General features: G+C 54.9%; 17 protein-coding genes. 11 read left to right on the top strand and 6 right to left on the bottom strand.

The genetic code is table 11. The features are described 5' to 3' along the window. The first annotated feature begins 148 nt into the window (after nucleotides 1–148). From M1D51_RS05330 to M1D51_RS05290, 9 genes are all read left to right on the top strand, one after another. On the top strand, nucleotides 149–613 hold the full coding sequence (locus M1D51_RS05330; protein WP_172326601.1) for an Lrp/AsnC family transcriptional regulator: 465 nt from the start codon (nucleotides 149–151) through the stop codon (nucleotides 611–613). A gap of 60 nt (nucleotides 614–673) precedes the next feature. Next, complete coding sequence (locus M1D51_RS05325; protein ID WP_458108820.1) at nucleotides 674–1,246, top strand: YdcF family protein; 573 nt, start codon at nucleotides 674–676, stop codon at nucleotides 1,244–1,246. 204 nt (nucleotides 1,247–1,450) lie between these two features. Further along, a complete protein-coding gene (locus tag M1D51_RS05320; RefSeq protein ID WP_458108819.1) occupies nucleotides 1,451–3,097 on the top strand; it encodes a hypothetical protein in 1,647 nt (548 codons plus the stop codon). Between the two features lie 595 nt (nucleotides 3,098–3,692). After that, a complete protein-coding gene (wecB, locus tag M1D51_RS05315; RefSeq protein WP_458108818.1) occupies nucleotides 3,693–4,874 on the top strand; it encodes a non-hydrolyzing UDP-N-acetylglucosamine 2-epimerase in 1,182 nt (393 codons plus the stop codon). A gap of 63 nt (nucleotides 4,875–4,937) precedes the next feature. Then, nucleotides 4,938–6,143 carry a glycosyltransferase gene (locus M1D51_RS05310; protein WP_458108817.1) on the top strand — a complete coding sequence of 402 codons (1,206 nt, stop codon included), beginning with the start codon at nucleotides 4,938–4,940 and terminating at the stop codon, nucleotides 6,141–6,143. 131 nt (nucleotides 6,144–6,274) lie between these two features. Next, the gene (locus tag M1D51_RS05305) at nucleotides 6,275–7,231 is read left to right on the top strand and encodes a GSCFA domain-containing protein (protein WP_458108816.1); all 957 of its coding nucleotides are present in this window, start codon (nucleotides 6,275–6,277) and stop codon (nucleotides 7,229–7,231) included. Nucleotides 7,232–7,269: 38 nt separating this feature from the next. After that, nucleotides 7,270–7,995, top strand: coding sequence for a hypothetical protein (locus M1D51_RS05300; RefSeq protein WP_458108815.1), 726 nt, complete (start codon nucleotides 7,270–7,272; stop codon nucleotides 7,993–7,995). A gap of 399 nt (nucleotides 7,996–8,394) precedes the next feature. Further along, entirely contained in the window at nucleotides 8,395–10,449 is a 2,055-nt protein-coding gene (locus M1D51_RS05295; RefSeq protein ID WP_458108814.1) for a glycosyltransferase family 2 protein, read from the top strand. Then, nucleotides 10,446–11,111, top strand: coding sequence for a hypothetical protein (locus M1D51_RS05290; protein WP_458108813.1), 666 nt, complete (start codon nucleotides 10,446–10,448; stop codon nucleotides 11,109–11,111). The genes M1D51_RS05295 and M1D51_RS05290 overlap by 4 nt, the downstream gene beginning before the upstream one ends. 51 nt (nucleotides 11,112–11,162) lie before the next feature. Here the strand turns inward: M1D51_RS05290 and M1D51_RS05285 are convergent, their stop codons facing one another. Further along, a complete protein-coding gene (locus M1D51_RS05285; RefSeq protein ID WP_458108812.1) occupies nucleotides 11,163–12,026 on the bottom strand; it encodes a polysaccharide pyruvyl transferase family protein in 864 nt (287 codons plus the stop codon). Between the two features lie 244 nt (nucleotides 12,027–12,270). Here M1D51_RS05285 and M1D51_RS05280 point away from each other — a divergent pair, with 244 nt between their 5' ends. Both M1D51_RS05280 and M1D51_RS05275 read left to right on the top strand, forming a co-directional pair. After that, nucleotides 12,271–13,563: a UDP-glucose dehydrogenase family protein gene (locus M1D51_RS05280; protein ID WP_458108811.1), complete on the top strand. Its 1,293-nt coding sequence runs from the start codon at nucleotides 12,271–12,273 to the stop codon at nucleotides 13,561–13,563. Between the two features lie 110 nt (nucleotides 13,564–13,673). Continuing rightward, the gene (locus M1D51_RS05275) at nucleotides 13,674–14,831 is read left to right on the top strand and encodes a DUF6270 domain-containing protein (protein ID WP_458108810.1); all 1,158 of its coding nucleotides are present in this window, start codon (nucleotides 13,674–13,676) and stop codon (nucleotides 14,829–14,831) included. Between the two features lie 36 nt (nucleotides 14,832–14,867). On the opposite strand, the gene M1D51_RS05270 is transcribed toward M1D51_RS05275, so the two are convergent. From M1D51_RS05270 to M1D51_RS05250, 5 genes are all read right to left on the bottom strand, one after another. Next, nucleotides 14,868–15,947, bottom strand: a complete 1,080-nt coding sequence (locus tag M1D51_RS05270; RefSeq protein WP_458108809.1) for a hypothetical protein — start codon at nucleotides 15,945–15,947, stop codon at nucleotides 14,868–14,870. A gap of 350 nt (nucleotides 15,948–16,297) precedes the next feature. Further along, nucleotides 16,298–17,548 (bottom strand): UDP-N-acetyl-D-mannosamine dehydrogenase, encoded by a 1,251-nt coding sequence (gene wecC / locus M1D51_RS05265; protein ID WP_458108808.1) that lies wholly within the window; start codon nucleotides 17,546–17,548, stop codon nucleotides 16,298–16,300. Between the two features lie 13 nt (nucleotides 17,549–17,561). Next, nucleotides 17,562–19,238 (bottom strand): glycosyltransferase family protein, encoded by a 1,677-nt coding sequence (locus M1D51_RS05260; RefSeq protein WP_458108807.1) that lies wholly within the window; start codon nucleotides 19,236–19,238, stop codon nucleotides 17,562–17,564. 238 nt (nucleotides 19,239–19,476) lie between these two features. Beyond that, nucleotides 19,477–20,370 carry an ABC transporter ATP-binding protein gene (locus tag M1D51_RS05255; RefSeq protein ID WP_458108806.1) on the bottom strand — a complete coding sequence of 298 codons (894 nt, stop codon included), beginning with the start codon at nucleotides 20,368–20,370 and terminating at the stop codon, nucleotides 19,477–19,479. Continuing rightward, nucleotides 20,357–21,244: an ABC transporter permease gene (locus M1D51_RS05250; protein WP_458108805.1), complete on the bottom strand. Its 888-nt coding sequence runs from the start codon at nucleotides 21,242–21,244 to the stop codon at nucleotides 20,357–20,359. Before M1D51_RS05250 ends, M1D51_RS05255 begins: the two co-directional genes overlap by 14 nt. Nucleotides 21,245–21,401: the final 157 nt, after the last annotated feature.

Here is a 21,401-nt window from a genome sequence, read left to right as displayed (position 1 = left end):
ATGTGCTTCAAGTATGTTCCCCGGCCCTGTTTCGTATCCAGCTCTCCACTGAATCATGGAAGCCCTTGTCAAAAGCGCGTATTCTGAAAGACGAATTGCCATTGTGAGCTGGGTTACGTGCCCGTGCTGTAGACGAATTGGAGAGCCCGTGAGCGAGGCCGAGGCGGAGCAGACCGCCGTACCGCTGGACAGTGTGGACCGGGACATCATCCGTGAGCTGACCACCGATGGGCGCATGTCTATCACGCAGGTGGCTGAGAACGTCCACATCAGCCGAGCCCACGCCTATACAAGGATTGCCCGCCTCACCGGGGAAGGCGTACTGACCAAGTTCACGGCCTTGGTGGATCCCATCAAAGCCGGCCTGCGGTCCTCCGCCTATGTGACGTTGAAGGTTCAGCAACACTCCTGGCGCGAACTCAAGGAACAGCTGCGGGCCATCCCGGAAGTCCACCACATCGCCTTGGTGGGCGGAGACTTCGACGTCATCCTTTTGGTTCGGGCAACGGACAACATCCACCTGCGGCGTGTGATCTTCGACCAATTGCAGTCCATGGATGGCGTGCAGGATACCCAGACTTTCCTTGTCTTTGAGGATGTTGACACCCGGTAGACGCCCAGGGCAGTCCTTTGCTGGGAGGGAGCACCCATTTGGGAACCTTAGACTGTCCCCGTGCCCCTCAAAACTGCCTCCGCCACGCGTGTCATTGGCGTGGTTGTGGCGGCGTGCCTCTTGGCGGCGTTGCTCTGGCTGATCGCGGCCTTCCAGTTCTTTTACAACCCTCCGGAAGCAACACCTCACCGTACGGACGCGATCGTGGTCCTGGGCGGCATGAGCAAGGAGCGTTTGCCTGTGGCTCAAAAGCTCCAGCGGGAACTGGGTATTCCCATTCTGGTGGTCTCTACGACTGGCTTGGCCGGCAACACGGAGGGTGACGCGCTGTGCGATGAGGAATCGGGTGATTCCAAACTTGTGTGCTTCCGCCCTTCGCCGCTGAATACCAGAGGCGAGGCTGACGCTTTGCGGGGGCTGATTGCCGACCATGGTTGGAAGTCCGTGACGGTGGTGACGTCCGAGTATCACGTGATGCGCGCAGGCACTCTGATTGAGCAATGCACTTCAGCGGAGGTGCAGATGGTCGGGTCCCAACCGGACCTCTCAGCGGGCGCTTGGCTGGACCGTTTTGTGGTGGAAACGGGCGGGCTGATTGATACGTGGATGCGACCGGAGTGCTCGTCCGGATAGGCCCGGCTCGCTGCTAGCTGTAAGTGACAAGGTTCGTAACGCCATACGAGTCATGGATGGTTCATTTGACAAGGATCTTCGAGCATATTGCGGGCTTTTCTGGCTCCTTGAAGGTTCCTGTCAAGCTATTGAGTTTTAGGGATGCAGCACGTCATTCTTTTGCCATAGGTCCAAGGTCTCACCCTACGAGCCCAAGGATCCTCCGTGGCCACTTTCAGAGCAGAGCCGACACCTTTCCCTCCCCGCAGGTCCCGTCACCTTGTTGCTGGCCTTATGGCAGCGGCAGTTCTGGTGCTCGGCATCCTTCACGGGGCGCCGGCCCAAGCTGCAACTCCTCCTGTTTATCCTATTAGCGGGTACTTCATCTATGGCAGCACCAGTGATGCAACCAATCTAAAGAAATTGACAGACATAAAGTCAGTCGGTGGTGACACCGTGATCACCTTCGGTTCGCTACTCAAGCCGGCAACGCTGTCGACCATCCCGGCCGGGTGCACGATATCAGGAGTCAACTGTGCGAAGGCCGTTGCTTCCGGCGCCAGCGTGAACCGCTACTTCATCTACTCGGATAACAGCTCGTGGGGAGCTCCGGCACTCGTATGCCCTCGGGACAAGACCATAACTTCTGGAAACGCCGTATACACAATTCTTGTGTTACCCACTTCAGGAAGCGGTTGCACATCGACGAACGGAAAGTACGACATTGTGGTGATCAGTGGCGGACTCGGTTCAATCTCTATTTCCCTTGGCAAGGTAGCAACCGGACTGGGTATGAAATACTTCGCCGGCATGCCAGCGCCGGTGAAGAGGACCGATGTCACGTACCTTCCCGATCTGTCCTACGAAGCAACCTTCTCTCTGTTCACGGATCGCTTCCTCCAGTATCAAGCTAAGGTCAACAACGTGCCAGGTTTGGCAGGCTTCTACCATCACACCGAGATGCCGCTGAGTGACAGTCCCGTTTGGGATTCGGTGCTGTCAATTTATGACATTCAGAACGCCGCAATTGAAGAAATACTGCCTACCCGCTCGGCGATAGTAAGCCCTTACATTGACACCCGAAAGTCCGCCTCCGCCAGAATCACTATCGATCAGGCTCGGCAGGCCGTCCACAACATCGCAAACACAGCAAACGGAGCTTCCCTCGCTATCGCGGTACAAGACGGAATGGGTACCGGGAAGGCGGGAGCATTTTTCGGGAACGAGAGCGGAAATGCTGTCGATCAATATTCCGCCGCGATCGTCGGCACCGGCTCCTGGGCTAGCAAATACCTAGCACCAAATCGGGACTACTTTTGGGCTATGGCAGAAGGAGTTGAAGGCACCGGCGTAGAGCTGTGGGCCAACTTGGAAGGGATGGCCCCTGCTACGAGCCAGAATCCTTGCGAGAACAGCCTGCGGGGTCAAACGACAAAGAGCCGCATCAACAGGCAGCTCCAGCAACTGGGGAACACGCCCACGAAGGTCATCTCGTTTATGTGGGATCCGTACTTCACGTGTACCGGGACCTACGCACCTATGCTGGACCGACTCAAAGCGACGAGCACGACACCAGTCATCACGGATTCTATCTTCTACGGAAATGGCAACGTCCTAGTGACGGGGCACAATCTGAGCGGCGGCACAGTTCAGGTCAAGTGGACCGACGCATATGGCCGGGTGTTCGACAAAACAGTTGCTTCCTCAAGTTACAACCCCAGCTACGGCGCACAGCAGGGAATTAATCCACGGCTGGAATCCGTTGTGGCCCAGTTGGGAAGCACGAGTCTGGGCTCAGGAAAGTACTACATCATCAATGTTGTCAATGGTTCCGGTGTCAAGAACGACGCCCCATACTCTGACCGCGGCTGACAAGGCTTCGAGCGGCGGGCGACAGCACGACCTGTAGTCCCGCCGCTTTTGCCGGTAGTTGACTTGGACCCATGCCTCGAATCGACGCCCTGTAACGGCGGGATGTTGTGCTTCACTCCTCAGATGCAAGAATTGGTTGTGGCCATGTTTCCTTTGGACGCATATGAGGAGTGAAGAAATGACGGACAGTGTCCGCCAAGCGGCGGCCCTTTCGCCCTCCCCGCGGCACATGCGGAAACGCAGTTTCGGTAGGGACGTTCCGACTGGGCATGTCGCCCCAAAAGCCCCCACCAAGCCGCCTAATGGCGAACAGAAGGACACGGTAACAGTCCGGCCACCCAGAGATTCGCAACTGACCGCCGGACAGGGCGGTGACGAATTGCAACGGGCAAAGAGCCATGCAAAGGCCACCCCGCGCAGGAAGCGACTTATAGCCTTGACAGCTGTGATCCTCGTCTCACTTAGTATCCCCCTTATGGTGCTGACCTTGATCTTTGCTGGATGAGCAAAGCTTCGCCGTTCTACATAATTAATCACGTCGATTGAGCGTGAGGTAGCATCGGCTGGTCAGCCACTGCCGTACCCGGGGGAATCCATGCCCAGAGTCATGCCAATTTTCGGTACTCGTCCAGAGGCCATCAAGATGGCACCCATCATCACTGCCTTGAGTGAGTCCACCGAATTCGATTGCGTGGTAACTGTCACAGGTCAACACCGCGAGATGCTGGACCAGGTAAACGAGCTATTTGGCATCGTGCCCGTTCACGATCTCGACATCCTCCAGCCCGGACAGTCGCTATCGGCCATCATGACGCGAACCATCGACGGGCTTGACCGGCTTTTCACTGTGGAAAAACCTGACGCTGTTATTGTGCAGGGGGACACGACCACCTCCACCGCTGCCGCCATAGCAGCCTTTTACCACGGAATTCCCGTCGTGCATGTCGAAGCAGGGCTACGCAGCGGCGATCCAATGTCTCCATTTCCGGAAGAAGCGAATCGCAAGATTACGAGCCAAATCGCCAGCCTCCACCTTGCGCCGACGAAGACAAGCAAGGCGAACCTCCTTGCCGAAGGAATCACCGAGGATGCCATCGTCGTCACGGGTAACACTGTGATTGACGCCCTTCTGGCTACGGTTGACAAGAATTTGCCGTTCTCCGACCCCGAACTGGAAGACGTAGCTGCCAGCGGCCGCAGGATTCTGTTGGTTACGACGCATCGCCGGGAAAACCAGGGGGATGCTATGCGTGGAATGGGGAGAGCTCTAGCACGTATAGCAGAGTCTGAACCGGATCTTCTAATTGTTCTTCCTGCCCATAAGAATCCTGTGGTCCGCGAAGCGGTCCTCCCCGCAATTGCCAACTTGACGAACGTCTTGGTCACAGAACCACTTGCCTACGGGGAATTTACTCGCTTGCTTTCTTTGGCGCACCTTGTCCTTACTGACTCGGGCGGCGTTCAAGAGGAGGCCCCAAGTCTGGGAAAGCCAGTGCTGGTGATGCGCGACAACACTGAGCGCCCGGAAGCGGTACATGCCGGTACTGTCGCCCTCATCGGCACTGATGAGGAAAGAATCTTCAAAGAGGTCGAACGGCTCCTCAACGACCATGATGCATTCGATTCAATGGCCAACGCCGTAAACCCCTACGGTGATGGAAAGGCTGCAGAACGAACTGTGGCTGCATTGCGGCAGCTGCTGAACATAGGAGTCAGGTGCGCGGATTTCCTGTGCGACTCTGAAAAGGATGATTACAGCACCAAAAGCACGAACTAAGTAGGCTCCCAGTTTGGACTTTAATCATTTGAGTCCGCGTGAAAACGCGGCAGAAGGAACAGAATGCAGCTAAAATTAAAGGGCTACTTCAAAGAGGATAACTCGCCGATCGCGGAAGCAGTCAAGGCGGTGGAGATGCTCGAGGCCAACTCCGTGGGCCGGCCTCACGTTCTCGGATATACGCCAGTGGGTCGCACCAATCCATACCAGGCTCTCTTATATCGTGCGGCCGAAGACTACAACATCGCGACAGTTCCAGTGGTCAAGAGCTGGGACTTCCACAAACTGTTTCAAATGCCATCCGCCGAGTCTTCGACTGTTATTTTGCACATTCATTGGACCTCGTTCATCCTTCAAGGCATTACGAGTTATGCCACTGCCAAAAAGAAAATACAAGACTTCCGCACTGCAGTCGGCGACATAAAGTCTAAGGGTGGCAAAATTATATGGACACTCCATAACATTATTCCGCATGACTCCCGATATCCGGACCTGGAAATGCAGATACAGCAATATTTGGCTGAAGAGGCAGACGTACTCCATGTTCTGTCGGACGCGTCCGCGGAAATGATGTCCGCAGCGCTGACCATTGACAAAAACAAGCTCGTAAATGTGCCCCATCCGAACTATCGGCTGACTTACGAAGATTACGTTACAAGGAGCAATGCGAGGCTGGAGTTCGGCATCGGGCCGAACGATCGTGTTTACGTTCTCCTCGGCGCCCTCAAGGCATACAAGGGTTTAGATCGTCTCTTGAAGGCTTTCGATGAATTCAGTTCTCAAGATCCAGACACGCGACGTGTCCTCCTCGTCGGCGGAATGGCCGACGATTCACAGGAGGTAGCCGACTTCGTCAAGAAGTGTCTGAAACATCCCAACGTCTTGATCGAGCCCAAGAAGGTTCCAAACCATCTGGTGCAGAATTACATGCGGGCGGCAGACATAGGTTTGGCGCCGTACACGAGGATGCTGAATAGCGGTGCAGTCCTGCTGTATCAAAGCTTCGATCTGCCTGTCATCGCCTCCGATGTACCCGCGATCTGGGAAAACATGTCCGACGAAATCGGAGAACGTGTAGCGGACAACTCAACCGAGAGCCTAGTGACCGCGTTCGCAAAGGCGGATCGCTTCTTTGAAAACGATGTTCGGTCGAAAGTCCGAATCTACGCAGATCAGTTCGACGCTACCGAGTTGTCCAGAGAGTTCACACGCCGCTTGCTTTGGAAGCTCAACAGCAACCCCACGAAATCTAGCTCGAGGAGGCCCTAGTGCGAGGAGCAGAAAGCAACATGGCACATACTCACGACAAGCCCGAGGAGCCCAAAGCTCGCTCACCCTATCGGGGAAGACCAGCTACCTCATTCTGGCGAGCCGCGATATCGGACAATCAGGGCACGTCCATGAGTGGGCTCTACGAGAAGAAGTTCGACATTGGCCCCGACGATGCAGTCGCGACTGCTGGCAGCTGCTTCGCTCAGCATATTGCCACTAATCTCCGTTCGAACGGCTTCAACGTGGTCGACACCGAGCCGGCGCCCGGTTCGATGTCACCCCAAACCAGAGAACGGTTCGGCTTCGGCGTTTATTCGGCGCGATTTGGCAACATCTACTACGTGCGCCAGCTCTTGCAGCTGGTTCAAGAAGCCTACGGTCAGCGTCAGCCCAGCAACTGGATCTGGAAAAAGGGTGATAGGTACTTTGATGCCCTGCGTCCTTCGGTGGAACCGGTTGGATTGGACAGCGAGTCCGAGGTAAAAGTCCACCGCGAACAACACTTGGCGGCGGTGAGGAAGCTCCTCGCCTCTGCTTCGGTCTTGGTCTACACCTTCGGGTTGACTGAGGGTTGGGTCGATCAAAATTCCGGTACTGTTTTCCCGACAGCGCCAGGAACGCTCTGTGGAGACTTCGATCCAGACGTCTTCAGCTTCAAGAACTTCAGCTACTCTGAGGTCTTTGCGGATTTCGAAGAACTTCGCGAACTCATTCAACGCCACAACCCGCATATCAAGTTCTTGCTGACTGTCTCCCCTGTTGCCCTCGCAGCTACGGCAACGGACGACCACGTTCTGGTTTCTACAACTTACTCGAAGGCGGTACTGCGCGCCGCAGTAGGAGATCTCGCAAAGAAGTACGAAGACGTTGCTTATTTCCCTTCGTTTGAGATCATTACCGGCAGCCCTGCACGCGGCCGCCACTGGGACGACACGTTGCGGTCAGTGACTCCGGAGGGAGTTCGCGAAGTAATGACGCACTTCTTTAGCTCACATCCGGCAATTGGCGGAGCCGATACAGAGAACATTGTGACGGCAGAGGAACTCCTCTGCGAGGAAGCTCTCCTGGAGGTGTTTGGAAAATGAAACTGTGCTTTATAGGGGACTCTCACTTAGGCCACATCATGCCGGTATGGAAGGAGAAGGCCGCAACAGCTCCGACTATGCAGGCCGGGTTCCACATTGAGCGCACTTATGGAACCCTGCCCTTGACGTTGAATAGTGGGTCAACGAAGGTTGCCGAGTTCTCGGACATTACCTGCGCGTACTCGGCGGATGTTGACTTAACCAGCTTTGACGCTTTCATTATTTTTGGCATGCATTATTCACTCGCAGCCCTCGCCAAGACGCATTCCAAATATCGGTCCGCGGAGAACCGGGGAAATAGCGGAGCCTATCTGCTTTCCAAACCAGCCTACAACGCCATGACGGATGAGCTTTATCAATTTTCCAAAGCAAAACGGGTCATTGATGCTGTACGAGAAAATTCGAATCGTCCAGTATTTTATGCTCAGCAACCCATGCCTCTCGAGTGGATTGTCGACCGCCAGGATCGCAATCTTGGGTTCTTCAAGACGATCGTCGATTCTGGTGATATAGATCAACTGCTTGACACTTACGATGCGATGCTAAATCGGCTTGAGGGTGAGGGCGTACGTGTATTGCGGCAGCCAACGCAAACCTTGGCCCAACCCGGTTTCACCAAATCTCAGTATGGATTGGCTGATGTCGATGACCAAACCCCTGACAGCCCTTACATGAAGGGTGACTATTTTCATATGAATTCCCAATACGGCGAACTCGTTACGCAGGATATTTTGAACGAACTAAAAATTGGTATGGGAGAATAAGATGGCGGGAATACCTTCGCCTATTGAGTATGTTTTGGAGTTCCCAAAACCTGTTAAGTCCGTTGAATTTGTCGTTGACTTGAAAACGCCCGTCGACGAGAAATCACTTGTCGCACTCGTGAAATTACCTGCAATGGCTAACGTCGTCCCCGGTACGTGGTCCTTCTCCGGCGCACTCCAAGGGCACTTTAAGTACGTAACGTCAGACGGCCCGAACGCCTATGCCCTGCCGAGACTGACTTTCGATAACTGTGTAACGGAAGTCCGTTTGCAAATGGTTCCTTGGGGTCAAAAACTGCTGTCCCCCGCTCGAGCGGTCTCGAGTGTCTGGGCGGTATCAGACTTCAGCAACGACGACTCGGACGACCTTAATGTCATTGTGAAAGGAAGGCTCGTCTGATGCCTGACTACTTGTCCGATAAGGTCGGCGCGCTTGTGGTGGCGGGTCCCGGCACCGACACCCACTCAATTGAACGCACTCTGAAGTCTCTGCGTTGGGCCGGCATCAACCCTGTTGTGTTAACGCCAGACCGGACAGAAGCTTCCGGCGGGGTTGATGATGGGAAGTATCGATACGACCCGGCATCCGAGACAGCAGCCCAAGCCGTCAACAGAGCGCTATCATCGATTTCGGAATCTCTCGTTCTGATTGTGGCTGCCGGCACAGTGCTTGCGCAGAAGGGCATCACCGCGCTGTCGGAATTGGCAGAGAACAATCCAGATTCGATTATCCGGTTCCCTCAGCGAGTCGTCAGACCGCTTAGCGCCCTGGATGACACAGAGATAGACGCGCTCATTGTTTCTGAGGGCGAGCCGCGAACCGACGCGGTCCTTGCCCCACGTAAGGCATCGTACTCAGCTGTGGCGATCCCACGACGGCTTCTTCACACACTGCGTGGACTTAAGCCGGCGATGGCCGATGTCACAGGGGCACTCGAAGATCTTGCCCAGCGCGGCAAGCATTTCGGGTACAGCGAGGAATGGGCCTCTCCGGCAGCTGCAGTTTTCACCTTTGCGACCAAAATGCACTCGATGCCGAACGTCGATGTCAACTCGCTGGCAGGAGGATCCTCGAAGCCCGGCATGTTTGGTGACCTGTTGGGTTGGCGTTCCTCATCGACCGAAGATGGTCCTCTGGTCTCAATCATCATCTCAACCTATAACCGCGGTGAGTATCTGGCGGAATGCTTGCATTCGATAGTTGCGCAGTCCGTACAGGACTTCGAAGTGATCTTGGTTGATGACGGAAGTACGGATAATACAGGCGAAGTTGTTAAGGCGTTCGCTGATGAGCGAATCCGCTATTTCCCGCGCGAGAACCATGGCATCTCTGCCTCAAGGAATTTCGGCGCCGACCAAGCGCGGGGTGCCTTCATCGCAGTGCATGATGACGACGACATTATGCTCCCTTGGCGGTTGGAATCCCAGCTCGAGTCGTTGGAGCCCGGCGACCACGGTAGCTTCGGTGTATCCGTGCATTTTGACAATGCCACTGGCGAAGTCCACCGTCTCGTACACCGTCTGTTCAACATGCAAACAGCTTTACGTTACGGGAACAATCCCACTCATCCCACTTGGTTAATTCGTGCGGATGTCTTTAGAAGGTTCCGCTATGATGAAACGCTCAAGAGCGGGGTGGATAATAACATTGCACTTCGTATGGTGCGTTCCGGCGTAAAGATGAAGCACACCGGCGAAAACCTCATTCTCCGTCGTCTCCACGGTGGTCAGATAACGCGTAGTGCTGGTGAAATTCAGCAAGCTTCGGCCAAGATGTCTCAACGCATGCTCAAGTTTGCTAACGGTGTTTCTGGTGACCCAACCAAGGTTGTCGCATCAGAAGAGTGGCTCTCCAATATGGCTAACAAGGCCTTCGAAGAAGCTGTCAGACCATATCTGCCTGACCACCTCGTCACACGGCGCGTTACTTGCAACGTTATGCCAGGGGAAATCGATGGCAACGTCGATCCTGCACGACCGCATCAGGCGGGAGCTCCCGCGGCATGGGACGAACTGCTACCCCGCACCAATATCCTTGCCGGAGTGTCATGGGCGGGGCTGGCAGCTCTCCGAACGAGTGGGGTCGAGTTTTCGGCCTTTGAGGACGGCATAGCTTCCGCTCAGGAAATTCTCATGCGGGGTATTGCTGACCACGCTACCCGGGCCTCAAGTCGGTACAACCTGGTCTTGACCCACCCGTCTGCCAGTACCGCGCTGCAGGACGCAGACGTGGACAAGTCGCAGGGCGTAGTCCTCAGTGGTTCCGATGCGGAAGCCTCCTACCAGTACACCGTGCTCGATCAATGCGATCTGAGCCTGAGCGTGTCAGCAATCAATTCGTTGACCGCAGATGCAAATTACGCTGACGGTATAGCGTTCTTGGTCTCGAAAGCCTCCACCGACCCAGCACGCGACCTCTGCCTAGCGCTTCGAGTCTCTGAGGAAACAAAATGAAAGTTCAATGGACGAAGAATGATTTCGGGAGATCGGGCATCCTTGCCATCCCAGAGGCAGGTGACTCCCACCCGGTACTCGATACGTATTACATGGACTATCTGATCGAGAACCTCGACCAAGATCGCTTAGCGATCGCGGCGGCCCTTGTGTTTGGTTCGTACAGTGGAAACCGTCTCTCATTTACAGGACGCGTGTCCTCGGAAGTAGCCCGTGCCATTGAAGCGTTCCATCCGACGGATGGGGTGCGAGTGGAGCCCGTCAGTTATGGCGAGAACCACTCACCCCATGGAGACTCAATCCTCCACATCAATTCGGGACATGCACACACGAAGCGTTCGAATCGGATCGGACAGCAGCGACGACTCGATGTTGCCCTCCTACCGACGGACAGAAACTCGGGTGCTCTTCTGACCATGGATAGCCTGGACGTTGCTACCAATTCGTGGTTACATTCCGAATTTTTGCAGCTGCCCTACGCAACTGATCTCTGTAAAATAGCGAGCGGCGTGTTGTTGTCCACTGACTTGAGCGCAGCTGGGGTTGCCATCTGTCGGTCAAGCAATGCACTACCTGCGCAAGTCCTCGCGGGAGCTCAACGTCTGCTCGACAGCGTCGGCTTGACCTTGGGTATCGCCGAGTGTGGCGAGAGTCTTTCCTAACCTGAGTCATCTGTGGGTGCTCGGGAAACATTCGAATTTCGGATTCGATGACTACTGTTTCCTGAGCTCCCACAAGTCAGAAGGAAACGATCGCCGGAGGGGAACCGGATTCCATAGTGCCAACGGTTCATCAAAGATCTCTCGGTCTCCAGTGAGAGCCCTGACGGCATCGTCAAGGGTCGCATAGCAAACGAGTTCCTTCCTCCCAGTACCCATGACATAGTCCTCATACTTGAAAAGACTCTCCTGAGAGGGCTTGAAAAGGGCCGTGGGAATGCCAAGCAGTTCCCCAATTATCAACCCATGCAGGGAGGAAGCAGCGATCTGTTCGCTTTGTGCGAGACGGGTAAGTATCTCGATAACGGATCCCCTTGGATTGACTACTTCCGGTAGATCCTGGTAGGTCTCAAAATCATGAAAATTTGGTATGACAGACAACTTGAAGCGCTTTTGTTGGCTCAAATCAGCGAGGTTAGGCATGGCGTCAAGCAGGAGAAGGGCAGGATCTCCGTACACTCCTGGGTCCCCAATGCTCTTGTGCTCTTCAAGCCACTTGCCACTTAGCGGGCCTCGGAGCGCCCTCAGGTCTAGTTTGGAGAACTTGTGGTGCACCTCGCCGACTTTTCCGTTCACGCCGGAGCCCCACACGGTATCCAGGTCCTCGGCAAAGTGCATTACGGAACCCACTGTCAGCAGTTTCGGCCTAATGACGGATCCATCCCCTGGAGCGTCAGCCAAGATAGGCTCGAGAAATTGATTCTGAACAATCTTCCCGACCAATGCAGGACCGAGGAGGTCGCCGAAGTTATTGACAGTACCCAACCGTCCAGACACGTCCGCCCGAACGGGGTTCCATGCAAAAACCTCGACTCCATAGATGCTAACCAACTGCGTCCTCCTGACCTTATAAGGCATTCGTAGCCATTCTGTCAGGGCGGAACGCAACATCACGTCACCGATCCAGCCTTCGATGAACGGATCTGCTCTTACCAACGATAAGTAACATTGGCAAGCACCAGTTCATTTTTCGTCGGTTCAACCACACCATATCAAGGCGATGCAACTCGGCTATCGCTTTCGACTTCGCAGAGAAGGAAGTATGTCGCTTCGAATCACCGTAATAGGAACAGGCTATTTGGGTGCCACGCATGCAGCATGCATGGCAGAACTGGGCTTCGAGGTGCTAGGCCTCGACACAGATCCGAAAAAGGTCGAGCAGCTCAGCGCCGGCATCCTCCCGTTTCATGAACCTGGACTGCCGGACCTTCTGAGGAAGCACACGTCGACGGGACGGCTGCGATTTACAACATCTTACGAGGAGGCCGGCGCCTGGGGCGACGTTCACTTCATTGCAGTGGGAACTCCCCAGAAGGCGGGAGACCACGCAGCCGACATGACCTTTGTCGACGCTGCGACCGTCTCCTTGGCTAAGAACATCACCAAGGATGCGTTGATCGTCGGGAAGTCCACCGTCCCAGTGGGCACAGCCCGAAGACTTCAGGAGCTTGTGAACTCGGTAAAACCCGATTCTCTAAATGTGGAACTCATGTGGAACCCGGAATTTCTCCGCGAAGGATACGCCGTTCGGGATACGCTGACGCCGGATCGACTTGTTGTGGGCGGTGGCTCAGATGATGCTGTCGCTACCCTTCGTCAGGTGTACGCATCTGCGCTGTCTACTGACACACCATTCATCACGACTGACCTTGAAACCGCTGAATTGGTCAAAGTCGCTGCCAACGCATTTTTGGCGACGAAAATTTCGTTTATCAATGCGTTCGCCGAAGTAACCGAGCATGTCGGAGGGGATATTCGAGTCCTTGCCGACGCCATCGGTCTTGACAAGAGGATTGGGCGTCGATTCTTGAATGCAGGCGTGGGGTTCGGCGGTGGCTGCCTACCAAAGGACATACGCGCCTTGCAGGCTAGGGTCAGTGAACTTGGGTTAGACAGGACCATGCGATTCCTTTCCGAAGTGGATGAAATCAACCTTCGACGGCGAGAGCGAGTTGTGCACCTTGCAACGGAACTCCTAGGCGAACTAGACGGTCGGACCATTACCGTGCTGGGTGTGGCATTTAAGCCGAACAGCGATGATGTGCGCGACTCCCCCGCTCTTGACGTTGCGGCACAGCTCTTTAACGCTGGAGCCGAAGTTTCAATCTATGATCCTGAGGCCATGAACAACGCGCGCTCACGATTCCCGCGGCTCAAGTATGCCGACTCTCTTGAGGAGGCACTTCAGGGCAGCCATCTGACGATTTTGCTTACGGAGTGGCAGGAGTTCTCGGCTTTGGAACCAAAGGATCTGGAACCTCTGGTTGAGTCAAAAGCGATCATCGACGGTCGAAATGTCCTGAACCCGGACGCTTGGACAGATCGTGGATGGCGTTTCGAATCACTCGGCCGTAGATCAGTTCCAGCCATGGCATCCTCTTCCTCGCTTAGCTAGAACCATTCGGCCGGTCCTCTCCATGGACCGGCCGAATGGCTTCAAATCTTTGTTCGTCGCCGCGATAAACACGGAACGAATGCATCCCTCTATCCTTAGGTGTTCGACCATTGGCACGTATTTATGTTTACGGCAGCTGTGTATCCCGCGACTCGGTCGAGTTTCTCGACATGTCCAAGCATCGACTCCTGGGATATACGGCCAGGCAGTCGCTCATCAGTGCAGTCAGCGATGTTTACCCCGCTTCGGCACAGCTGGGCACCTTGGAAAGCCGCTTCCAAATCCGCAACCTCCAAGGTGACTTCGATGGCAGCATCTTCCGAACGCTATCGGACGTTGCAGATCAAGCCGACTACATCTTCTGGGACCTTACAGATGAACGATTGGGTGTCATCAAGGTCGCAGACAACACGTACGTAACCCGATCAGTCGAGCTAATCCAAAGTGGTCTCATGGAGAACTTTGACGAGGCCACTTGGATTCAGTTTGGAACGGATGAGCACTATGAGCTTTGGCAGGAGTCAGTAAGGAAATTTGCCGAGTTCACAAAGGCACGCGGCTTGCAGTCGAAGCTCCTACTATTTAACCTGCCATGGTCCATGTGGGATAACGAAGGCACTCCGCTCAAGAAGACTTGGGACTTGTTTCCCGATGAAGCAAACAATGTCTTGGCTCGTTATGTAGGATTCGTTCGCGAACACATGGGCGTGAACTATCTCGACATCCCTTGGGATCAGGTCGCGGCCAGCAAGACCCACAAATGGGGTGTGGCGCCGTACCACTACGGAGACCACGTTTACGAAGTCGTGGCAGATAAGTTCGCAGCCCTTGAGACAGCGATGTCTCAAGGTCGCGAGGAACCGGGAGGCGTGGTGTCCACTACGGATCTTGCGTGGAAAGACGCGGTCGCCGACCCCCCGACCTTTTCAATTCCGCCAGGTGCTTCAGCTTTCGGGCTTCAATTCGATGCACGAAGTGCGAGTTCCGCGGTTAGGCTGATTTTGTCACTTGAGCTTGAAGGAGCCGAGGGCCTGCACCTATACAAACACAGGATCACTAAATCGGTCATGGAAGATATTGGCCATTTTCGCTATCTACATCTTGATAGCGGCCAGCGCACCTACTTCGCGGGCTTTGATCTTCCGGAAGGTGTTTCCTGCAAGTCCCTGACCGTAAAGGGCTGGCAGGTCGGAAAGGGAAAGGTTGAAATCGGCCAAATATCCCTCTTCACTAACGCAAACAACAGAGCCAAGTGCCTTAACTCGTGAATACTTCAGAGACCAACCCAGCCGGGGGAGCAGCCTCTATTTCGTTGAAAGATGCCCGTATGCAAGACGAACAGCCGGATCTGAAGCTTTGACAGTGCAGTTCGCAAGGGAGCCGGTAAGGGCCACTGTAGCTGGGGTAACATTTCGACGAACGTAGAGAACGGGCGTTGCCTGCCAGGGCTGGCGGATTGGCGTTGCGTAGCCTTGGATGAGAGTGTCCTTTACCGAGTCAGTGTCTGCCTTCACCAAGTCGTAGGTTTTGACGCCACCATCGTAAGGTCCTGACTGTGTTCCCATGGCGATTAGATTGCCAACGGTCTCGACTCGTTCGGCCTGTTGCCCGATAACAATCCCAGAAGCACCATAAAGTAACGTGTTGTTTCGGATCACCACGTCCTTTGGTGCACTACTTGGGTCGGTACTGCCGGACGCTTTGATGTTGGACCCGAGCGGGGCGCCGCCCATCAGGTTATTCTCGATGGTGCCCCCGCTCGAGTAGACAGTGGGCATGAGGTAGATGTTGTGCATTTCGCCCACGTTCCCGGTCTTGGCCGCGTCGCGAATGCAGTTGGCGCCAATCATGTAGTTGTGCGGCGCCGCCGCCGTTCGGCCTTCATTGGTCCAGTTAGCCGGAGTCTTCTCCCGCACAAGAATGTTCGCCACGCCACGGGTACCAGCCACTTCATTCTTAATGAAGGACCAACCAGTCCCACCAAAATAGCTCACAATAGCCTGGCCCGTGGTGTTGGATGCACTGTAACCCCAGCGGATTCCTTGGACGATCCAATAGTCGGCACCGGTGAGGGACAAATATCCGTTAATCTGAACCATCTCTCCTGGATAAGACTGGAGATGAATGGGGGCATCTGACCTAGCTGGACGGGCGGCCCAACCGACTTTCTCATCGTACGTACCGGCCCGAACTACGATTACGTCTCCCGGCTTGGCTATTTTTACGCCGGCCTGCACGGTCTTGAGCGGTTGGCTGATAGTCGGTTCGGGACAGGACGGCTGGTTGGGCGGCATGGTCCCCGTGTCCAAGCAGGTCACGCGGTTGTACTCGACGTAACCCCAAGGCTGGTTCACTCCTACGACGTCCGATCCTTGATCGTCCACGTATATCATCCTGGCGCCTGCAGATGGCGGTGCGATACTGCTGGAACCCACGCCCGTATAGTCTGGCGCACTCGCCCCGTGTGCCGGAGCAGCTCCGCAAACGGCAAGCGAAGCCGAAACAATGAACGCCGCGATCAACATCTTACGTGTAGTCATAAAGGAGTGTCCCCAGAAAAGAATGGCCTTGGAGCTCTAATCCTATGGCGCTTCTTCTCACCCGACCAGAGTCTTCCGACCCCAGAATTTGCGCCAGTCAGCCCGTTTCCACTCCCAAATTGCGCGCACGGGGCAGTCTGCAGCGAATCAAGGGGTGAAAGCGCTGCTAAGTTGGCACAAAGTGCAGAGTGATGTCACGCATTGAAGAATCCGCGGGTGTCGACGAGTAGCTTGCCTTTGAGATGGTTGGCTACTTCCCTGAAAGCTTCGTGGTCCACCAACAGCACAACGGCCGAGGACCTACGCACGGCCGTGATAGGGTCCATCAGCTCAACATTTTCGAGTCCCTGCAGTCTTGTGGGTAGCACTTGCACGTGCGGCTCAGCAATATTGATCTTGTTTCCTGTCAACTTACTCGCCAGGTCCACAGCAATTTCGATGGCAGGCGATTCGCGTAGATCGTCGATATTGGCTTTGAATGCAAGACCCAGCACTGCAACTTCAGCTCCATGATCCAATGCCTCAACGGCCGCCATCACTTCACTGACAACCCAGCCGGGTTTGGCGTCATTGACTTCGCGGGCCGTCTTTATCAATCGCGATTCAGTCGGGGCAGCAGAAACAATAAACCATGGGTCAACCGCAATGCAGTGGCCGCCTACGCCGGGCCCCGGATTCAGAATATTGACGCGGGGGTGATGATTCGCGAGACGAATAAGTTCCCAGACATCAATGTCGAGCTTGGAGCTAATCACTGAGAGTTCATTGGCAAAAGCAATATTGACGTCCCGGTACGAATTTTCGACGAGCTTGGCCATTTCAGCTGTTACGTCGTCTGTCATCAGGATCTCGCCCTTACAGAACACAGCGTACAGATCGCGCGCGAGACTGGCAGCTTCGGGAGTAAGACCCCCCACGATGCGATCGTTGGTAACGAGTTCAATCATGACTCGGCCCGGCAAGACCCTTTCCGGGCAGTGGGCGACGTGGATCACGGGAGATCCGCCAGCACCATCGAGTGACAGATCAGGCCGAAGGTCCAGTAGGTATTCGGCGAGGTGCCTGGTGGCGCGTGGCGGGGACGTTGATTCCAGAATGATGAGTTCACCGCCCTGCAGCTGTGGTGCAATCCCGCGTGCGGCAGCTTCGATGAAACTAAGGTCTGCCGACCGGTCGTCCCGGAACGGAGTTGGGACGGCCACGATATACGCCTGCGCAGCTGGAGTGTCTAGTGTCGCCTTTAGGTGGCCCTGGCTTACCGCGCCGGCAACGTGGACACCCAGGTCTGGCTCCACGAAAGGAACCTCACCTCGGTTCACTGCGTCGACAGTGCTCTGATTTACATCCACGCCGATGACGTTGATGCCGTTGGTTGCGAGGATGGCCGCAGTGGGCAGTCCAATGTAGCCGAGGCCTATTACCGCAGCTGTCTCGATAGACGTCATTACATTGCCCCTTTTAGACAGTTAAGTGCTCTTTGGGATCTCCAAAGAACTTGATTTCACCGGACGCAGCCAGTTCCTCATCAGAAACATCCCACGTGTGGCCTTCGCCTTTTCTGAGCTGACAGAAGTTGAACCTGTCGGCCGAATAAATCGTCCCTCCGGCATCTGTCACAGCCTTAAGGAAAGCAGTGTCCTCACCTCTGTTCAGGGCCTCAAAGGGCGTCTCCTCAAACACCGTCCGCCGAGCCGTTATCGTCGGCCCCATTACCAGGCGGCTTTCTCGGTGCTCCATATGCGGCATGCGAAGCACTGTCGCGCCGGTGGATGAGAAATGCATGTGATGGGCAAGCTTGCCAACTACAGTGGCCTTTGAAAAGTCCAAGGCATGCAGCAAGTCTGCAAGGTAGCGTGGACCGTAGTAGTCGTCGTCATCCATCTTTGTAAGCACTTCTCCACTGGAAGCGCTAACACACATATTAAGACATTCCCCGAGGGGGACTTCCCGAGTAGCCGACAAGATCGTGAATCTGCTTACGCCATACTTTTCGGCCAGACTCCGCGCCCTGCTCGGTGCTACTTCAAAGCCATGTGTCAGCAACACTAGCTCGATATCCACGTCCACCTGCCTGCCGACAGTGGCGAAAACATGCTCCAACTGGTGAGGGCGGATCGTCGGCACAAGTGCGCTTACGGACGGGAGTGCTACTGGCTGACTTCTTTCAGGTAAGACCGAAGCCACTACAGTCTCCGCCCTGTGGGCATACGTGTTTTCAGTCCAGATACGTCGCTGACCTCTGTGAACGACTCGATCATTGAACTCCGAACTGCGTGCAAGCATGCGGATCTGATGCTCCCCACGCTGCCTGGTATCCGCGACCAGGACTTCATCTGCCTCGAAGAATCGCCTAATGGCGGCGCTTGGTGTGGAGACCACCGGAGTACCGGACGCAGTGATCTCGAAGATTCTACGGGCACACATGCTCGGCGAATCAACAACCGAGTTCACATTCAGAAAGACCTTGTAGGCACGGTATGCCGTAAGCATCCTTGGGTAATCCAGGCTACCGACCACGTGTTCGTTGAAAGGAACGGGGAACTGGTAGTTCGAGTCCCCGCCCAACTGGCGAGAGAATATCTCGAGTTTCGGACCGGACTGAGCGGCCGCATCTCTTGCAGCACTTAGCAACAAATCCATCTGCTGTCGACGCTCCGGATATTTATGAGCGAAGTACATGCCGGCAAAGGCCACACCCTTCGAGTGCCTCCCCTGTCCAACTCGCATGGGATTGTGGATGGCTGGCTGAGCTGCAAAAGGAAGTGCGGCAATCCTGTCATGCCCCAAATCCCTCTGATAAACCGGAATTCGATCCGAATCACTTGTGAAAACGACGTCAAACTGCTTCGCTGCTGGGAGGAAGTCGTCGTAGTGTGGGGGATCCTCTTTATTCCAGAAGACAGTGGGAATGGAATGCTCTTTGCACCACGCCATGAGGGCGAGAAACTCAGGCTTAGGGCCAGATGTCCCCATGAGTTGGTACTGCCAAGACCCGCCGTTACCGTTCCATGCCGATTCTACAAAGAGAAAGTCCACTTTAGTCTCGGTGAGCTGATCCTGCCACTTTTCCTTAAGCAAATGCAGGAGATTCCACTCATAAGCAAAGGCGGCGGCGGAAAAATCATCCAAGATCACGCCAACTGTAAGATCTGTTCGTCGCGGAGCCCGGTCCGGCACACGGTGCGGTCCGAATGTTTGCTGCTTCCTTGAGTCAGGCTTTTCGTTGTGCGGACCGGGGGTCAGAGCTCTCGACTTCCGCGCTCTCTTCATTCTGTTTTCAATTTTTTGGCGTCGTCGCCATTCGCCAAGTTCAGCGAGCCCCCCTTGGCGCAAATGCCACGCTGCCTTTCGAAGCTCATCAATTAAGAGCATGTCAGCGTCCCTCCGTTCGTCTGCCGCTGGCTCTCTCCATAATTTGGGTAGCCACAAGATTTGCTCTAGCGTCGTCCTTAATTTTGGCCGCGCTGATGTTGTTTCCCTTCGAAAGATGGGACGAAAACTCTTGGTATAGCCTCGTTGTTTCCTCGGGGTCTCCATCCATGATCAGCTCACCCTTGTCCAGCCAAAGCACGCGAGAACACATGTCGCGGATGGTGTCGAGGCTGTGACTAACGATGAACACACACCCTGCCTGCGACCGGAGCTCGTCCATTCGAGCCTTGCTTCGGTTACCAAACTGGGCGTCACCAGTATTCAGTGCCTCATCAACCAAGAGAATCTCTGGATTAACGGCCGCCGCAATCGCAAAGCGAAGGCGCGATGCCATACCTGCAGAATAAGATTTCATCGGCAGATAGATAGCTGAGTCCAGGCCGGAAACTTCCACGATGCTGTCAAACTGCTCGTCTATTTGCTCCATACTCATACCCATGGCCAAGCATCCCAGCACCACGTTCTGATCACCTGAGAGCTCGGGGACCAATACGGCATTTACTCCCAGCAAGACCGGGGTACTCGACGCATAAACAGCTCCTTCGGACGGTGCTGCCTGCCCGCTGATTAGCTTCATTAGTGTGCTCTTGCCGGATCCGTTGCGACCGATGATCCCGACAGACTCACCGCGTTCTACGACCAAGGAAATTTCCTTGAGCGCACTCACTGTGACGAGGTTGGTGTGACGAAATAGCCTGCGGATTCTGCCCTTGAGGCCTCTACGCGCGATCGTCGTCCTCTCGTCTGATGACGCTACTCGATAAGTCATCTTCACCTTATCGATCACGACACAGGGCGGACCATCCAAAAAAACCGTTTGGTCAATCTCGACCATAGGTCTCCTCCCCCTTCCAGAAGAAGAAGAAGCCGATAAGAAGTGCCGTCAGCGCAACTACGGCCAAGCTCGTCCAGGACTCCCACGCGGGAACCCTGTCATACAGAACACAACTCCGGACGATGTCTATGACATTAAAAAGAGGGTTGAATTTCATCACTGCCAGAACAGTGGGATCCTGAATGAATCTCTCGTAGGAGTAGAACACCGCAGATCCATACATCCATGCCCTGATTACGAACGGCAGCAAATGCGTCACATCATGAATGGTGGAGATAATCCGGGCAAGAATCATGCCAATGCCGAGGTTGAAAACTCCTTGGAGCACAACCGCAGGGACTATTAGAAGCCACTTCCAACTGATGACTTCAGCCGGGGGCAGAATTACTACCAGTAGCAGCATACCCAGAATGAGGGGCACCGCCGAGAGCATCTCGCGGACATTGGCTCCCAGAGGAAGAGCGGCTCTAGGAAAGTTAAAGGCTTGAACCACGGACTTCCCGTTGCGGATGGAACGTGCCCCTGCCGTTATAGCTCCTGCACTCAGCTGAAATAGAAATATCCCAACAACCAGATACCCGACAAAGTTCTCGATCCCGTGGCTCGTTTGGAGCAAAAGGCCAAAGATCACGTAGTAGGTGAGGCCATTGAACACCGGATTCAGCAACAGCCAAGCGCTTCCAAGCCGATCCTTGCGTGTTCCGCTCTGCACTCGCGCCCGGGCATCATAGAAAATAAATTGCCTGTAGTCCCAGAGCCGGACCAAGTAGTCTAAGAAGCCAGGCCTTGATCCGACGCGTGATAGCTTTCGGATGTCTACCGACATCGGCTGTATGGCCGCAGGCGCTGGTAACCTAGCCTTTTTCGCGGACACTAGATGTTTCCCCTTGTTCTCTTAAGCCGGTGAAGGGCATTTCGCCTTACAGGGTCCCGCACAACAGATGGCCTATCCTCAACCCACTTCAGTTGTACGACGTCCTCAGTTTCGGGCCCCACCTGAGCATGCTTAGGCTCTCGAGCCATCGTCGTCG

The sequence above is a fragment of the Arthrobacter sp. R3-55 genome (assembly GCF_054161505.1).
This window is presented reverse-complemented; position numbering and strand designations above follow the sequence as displayed.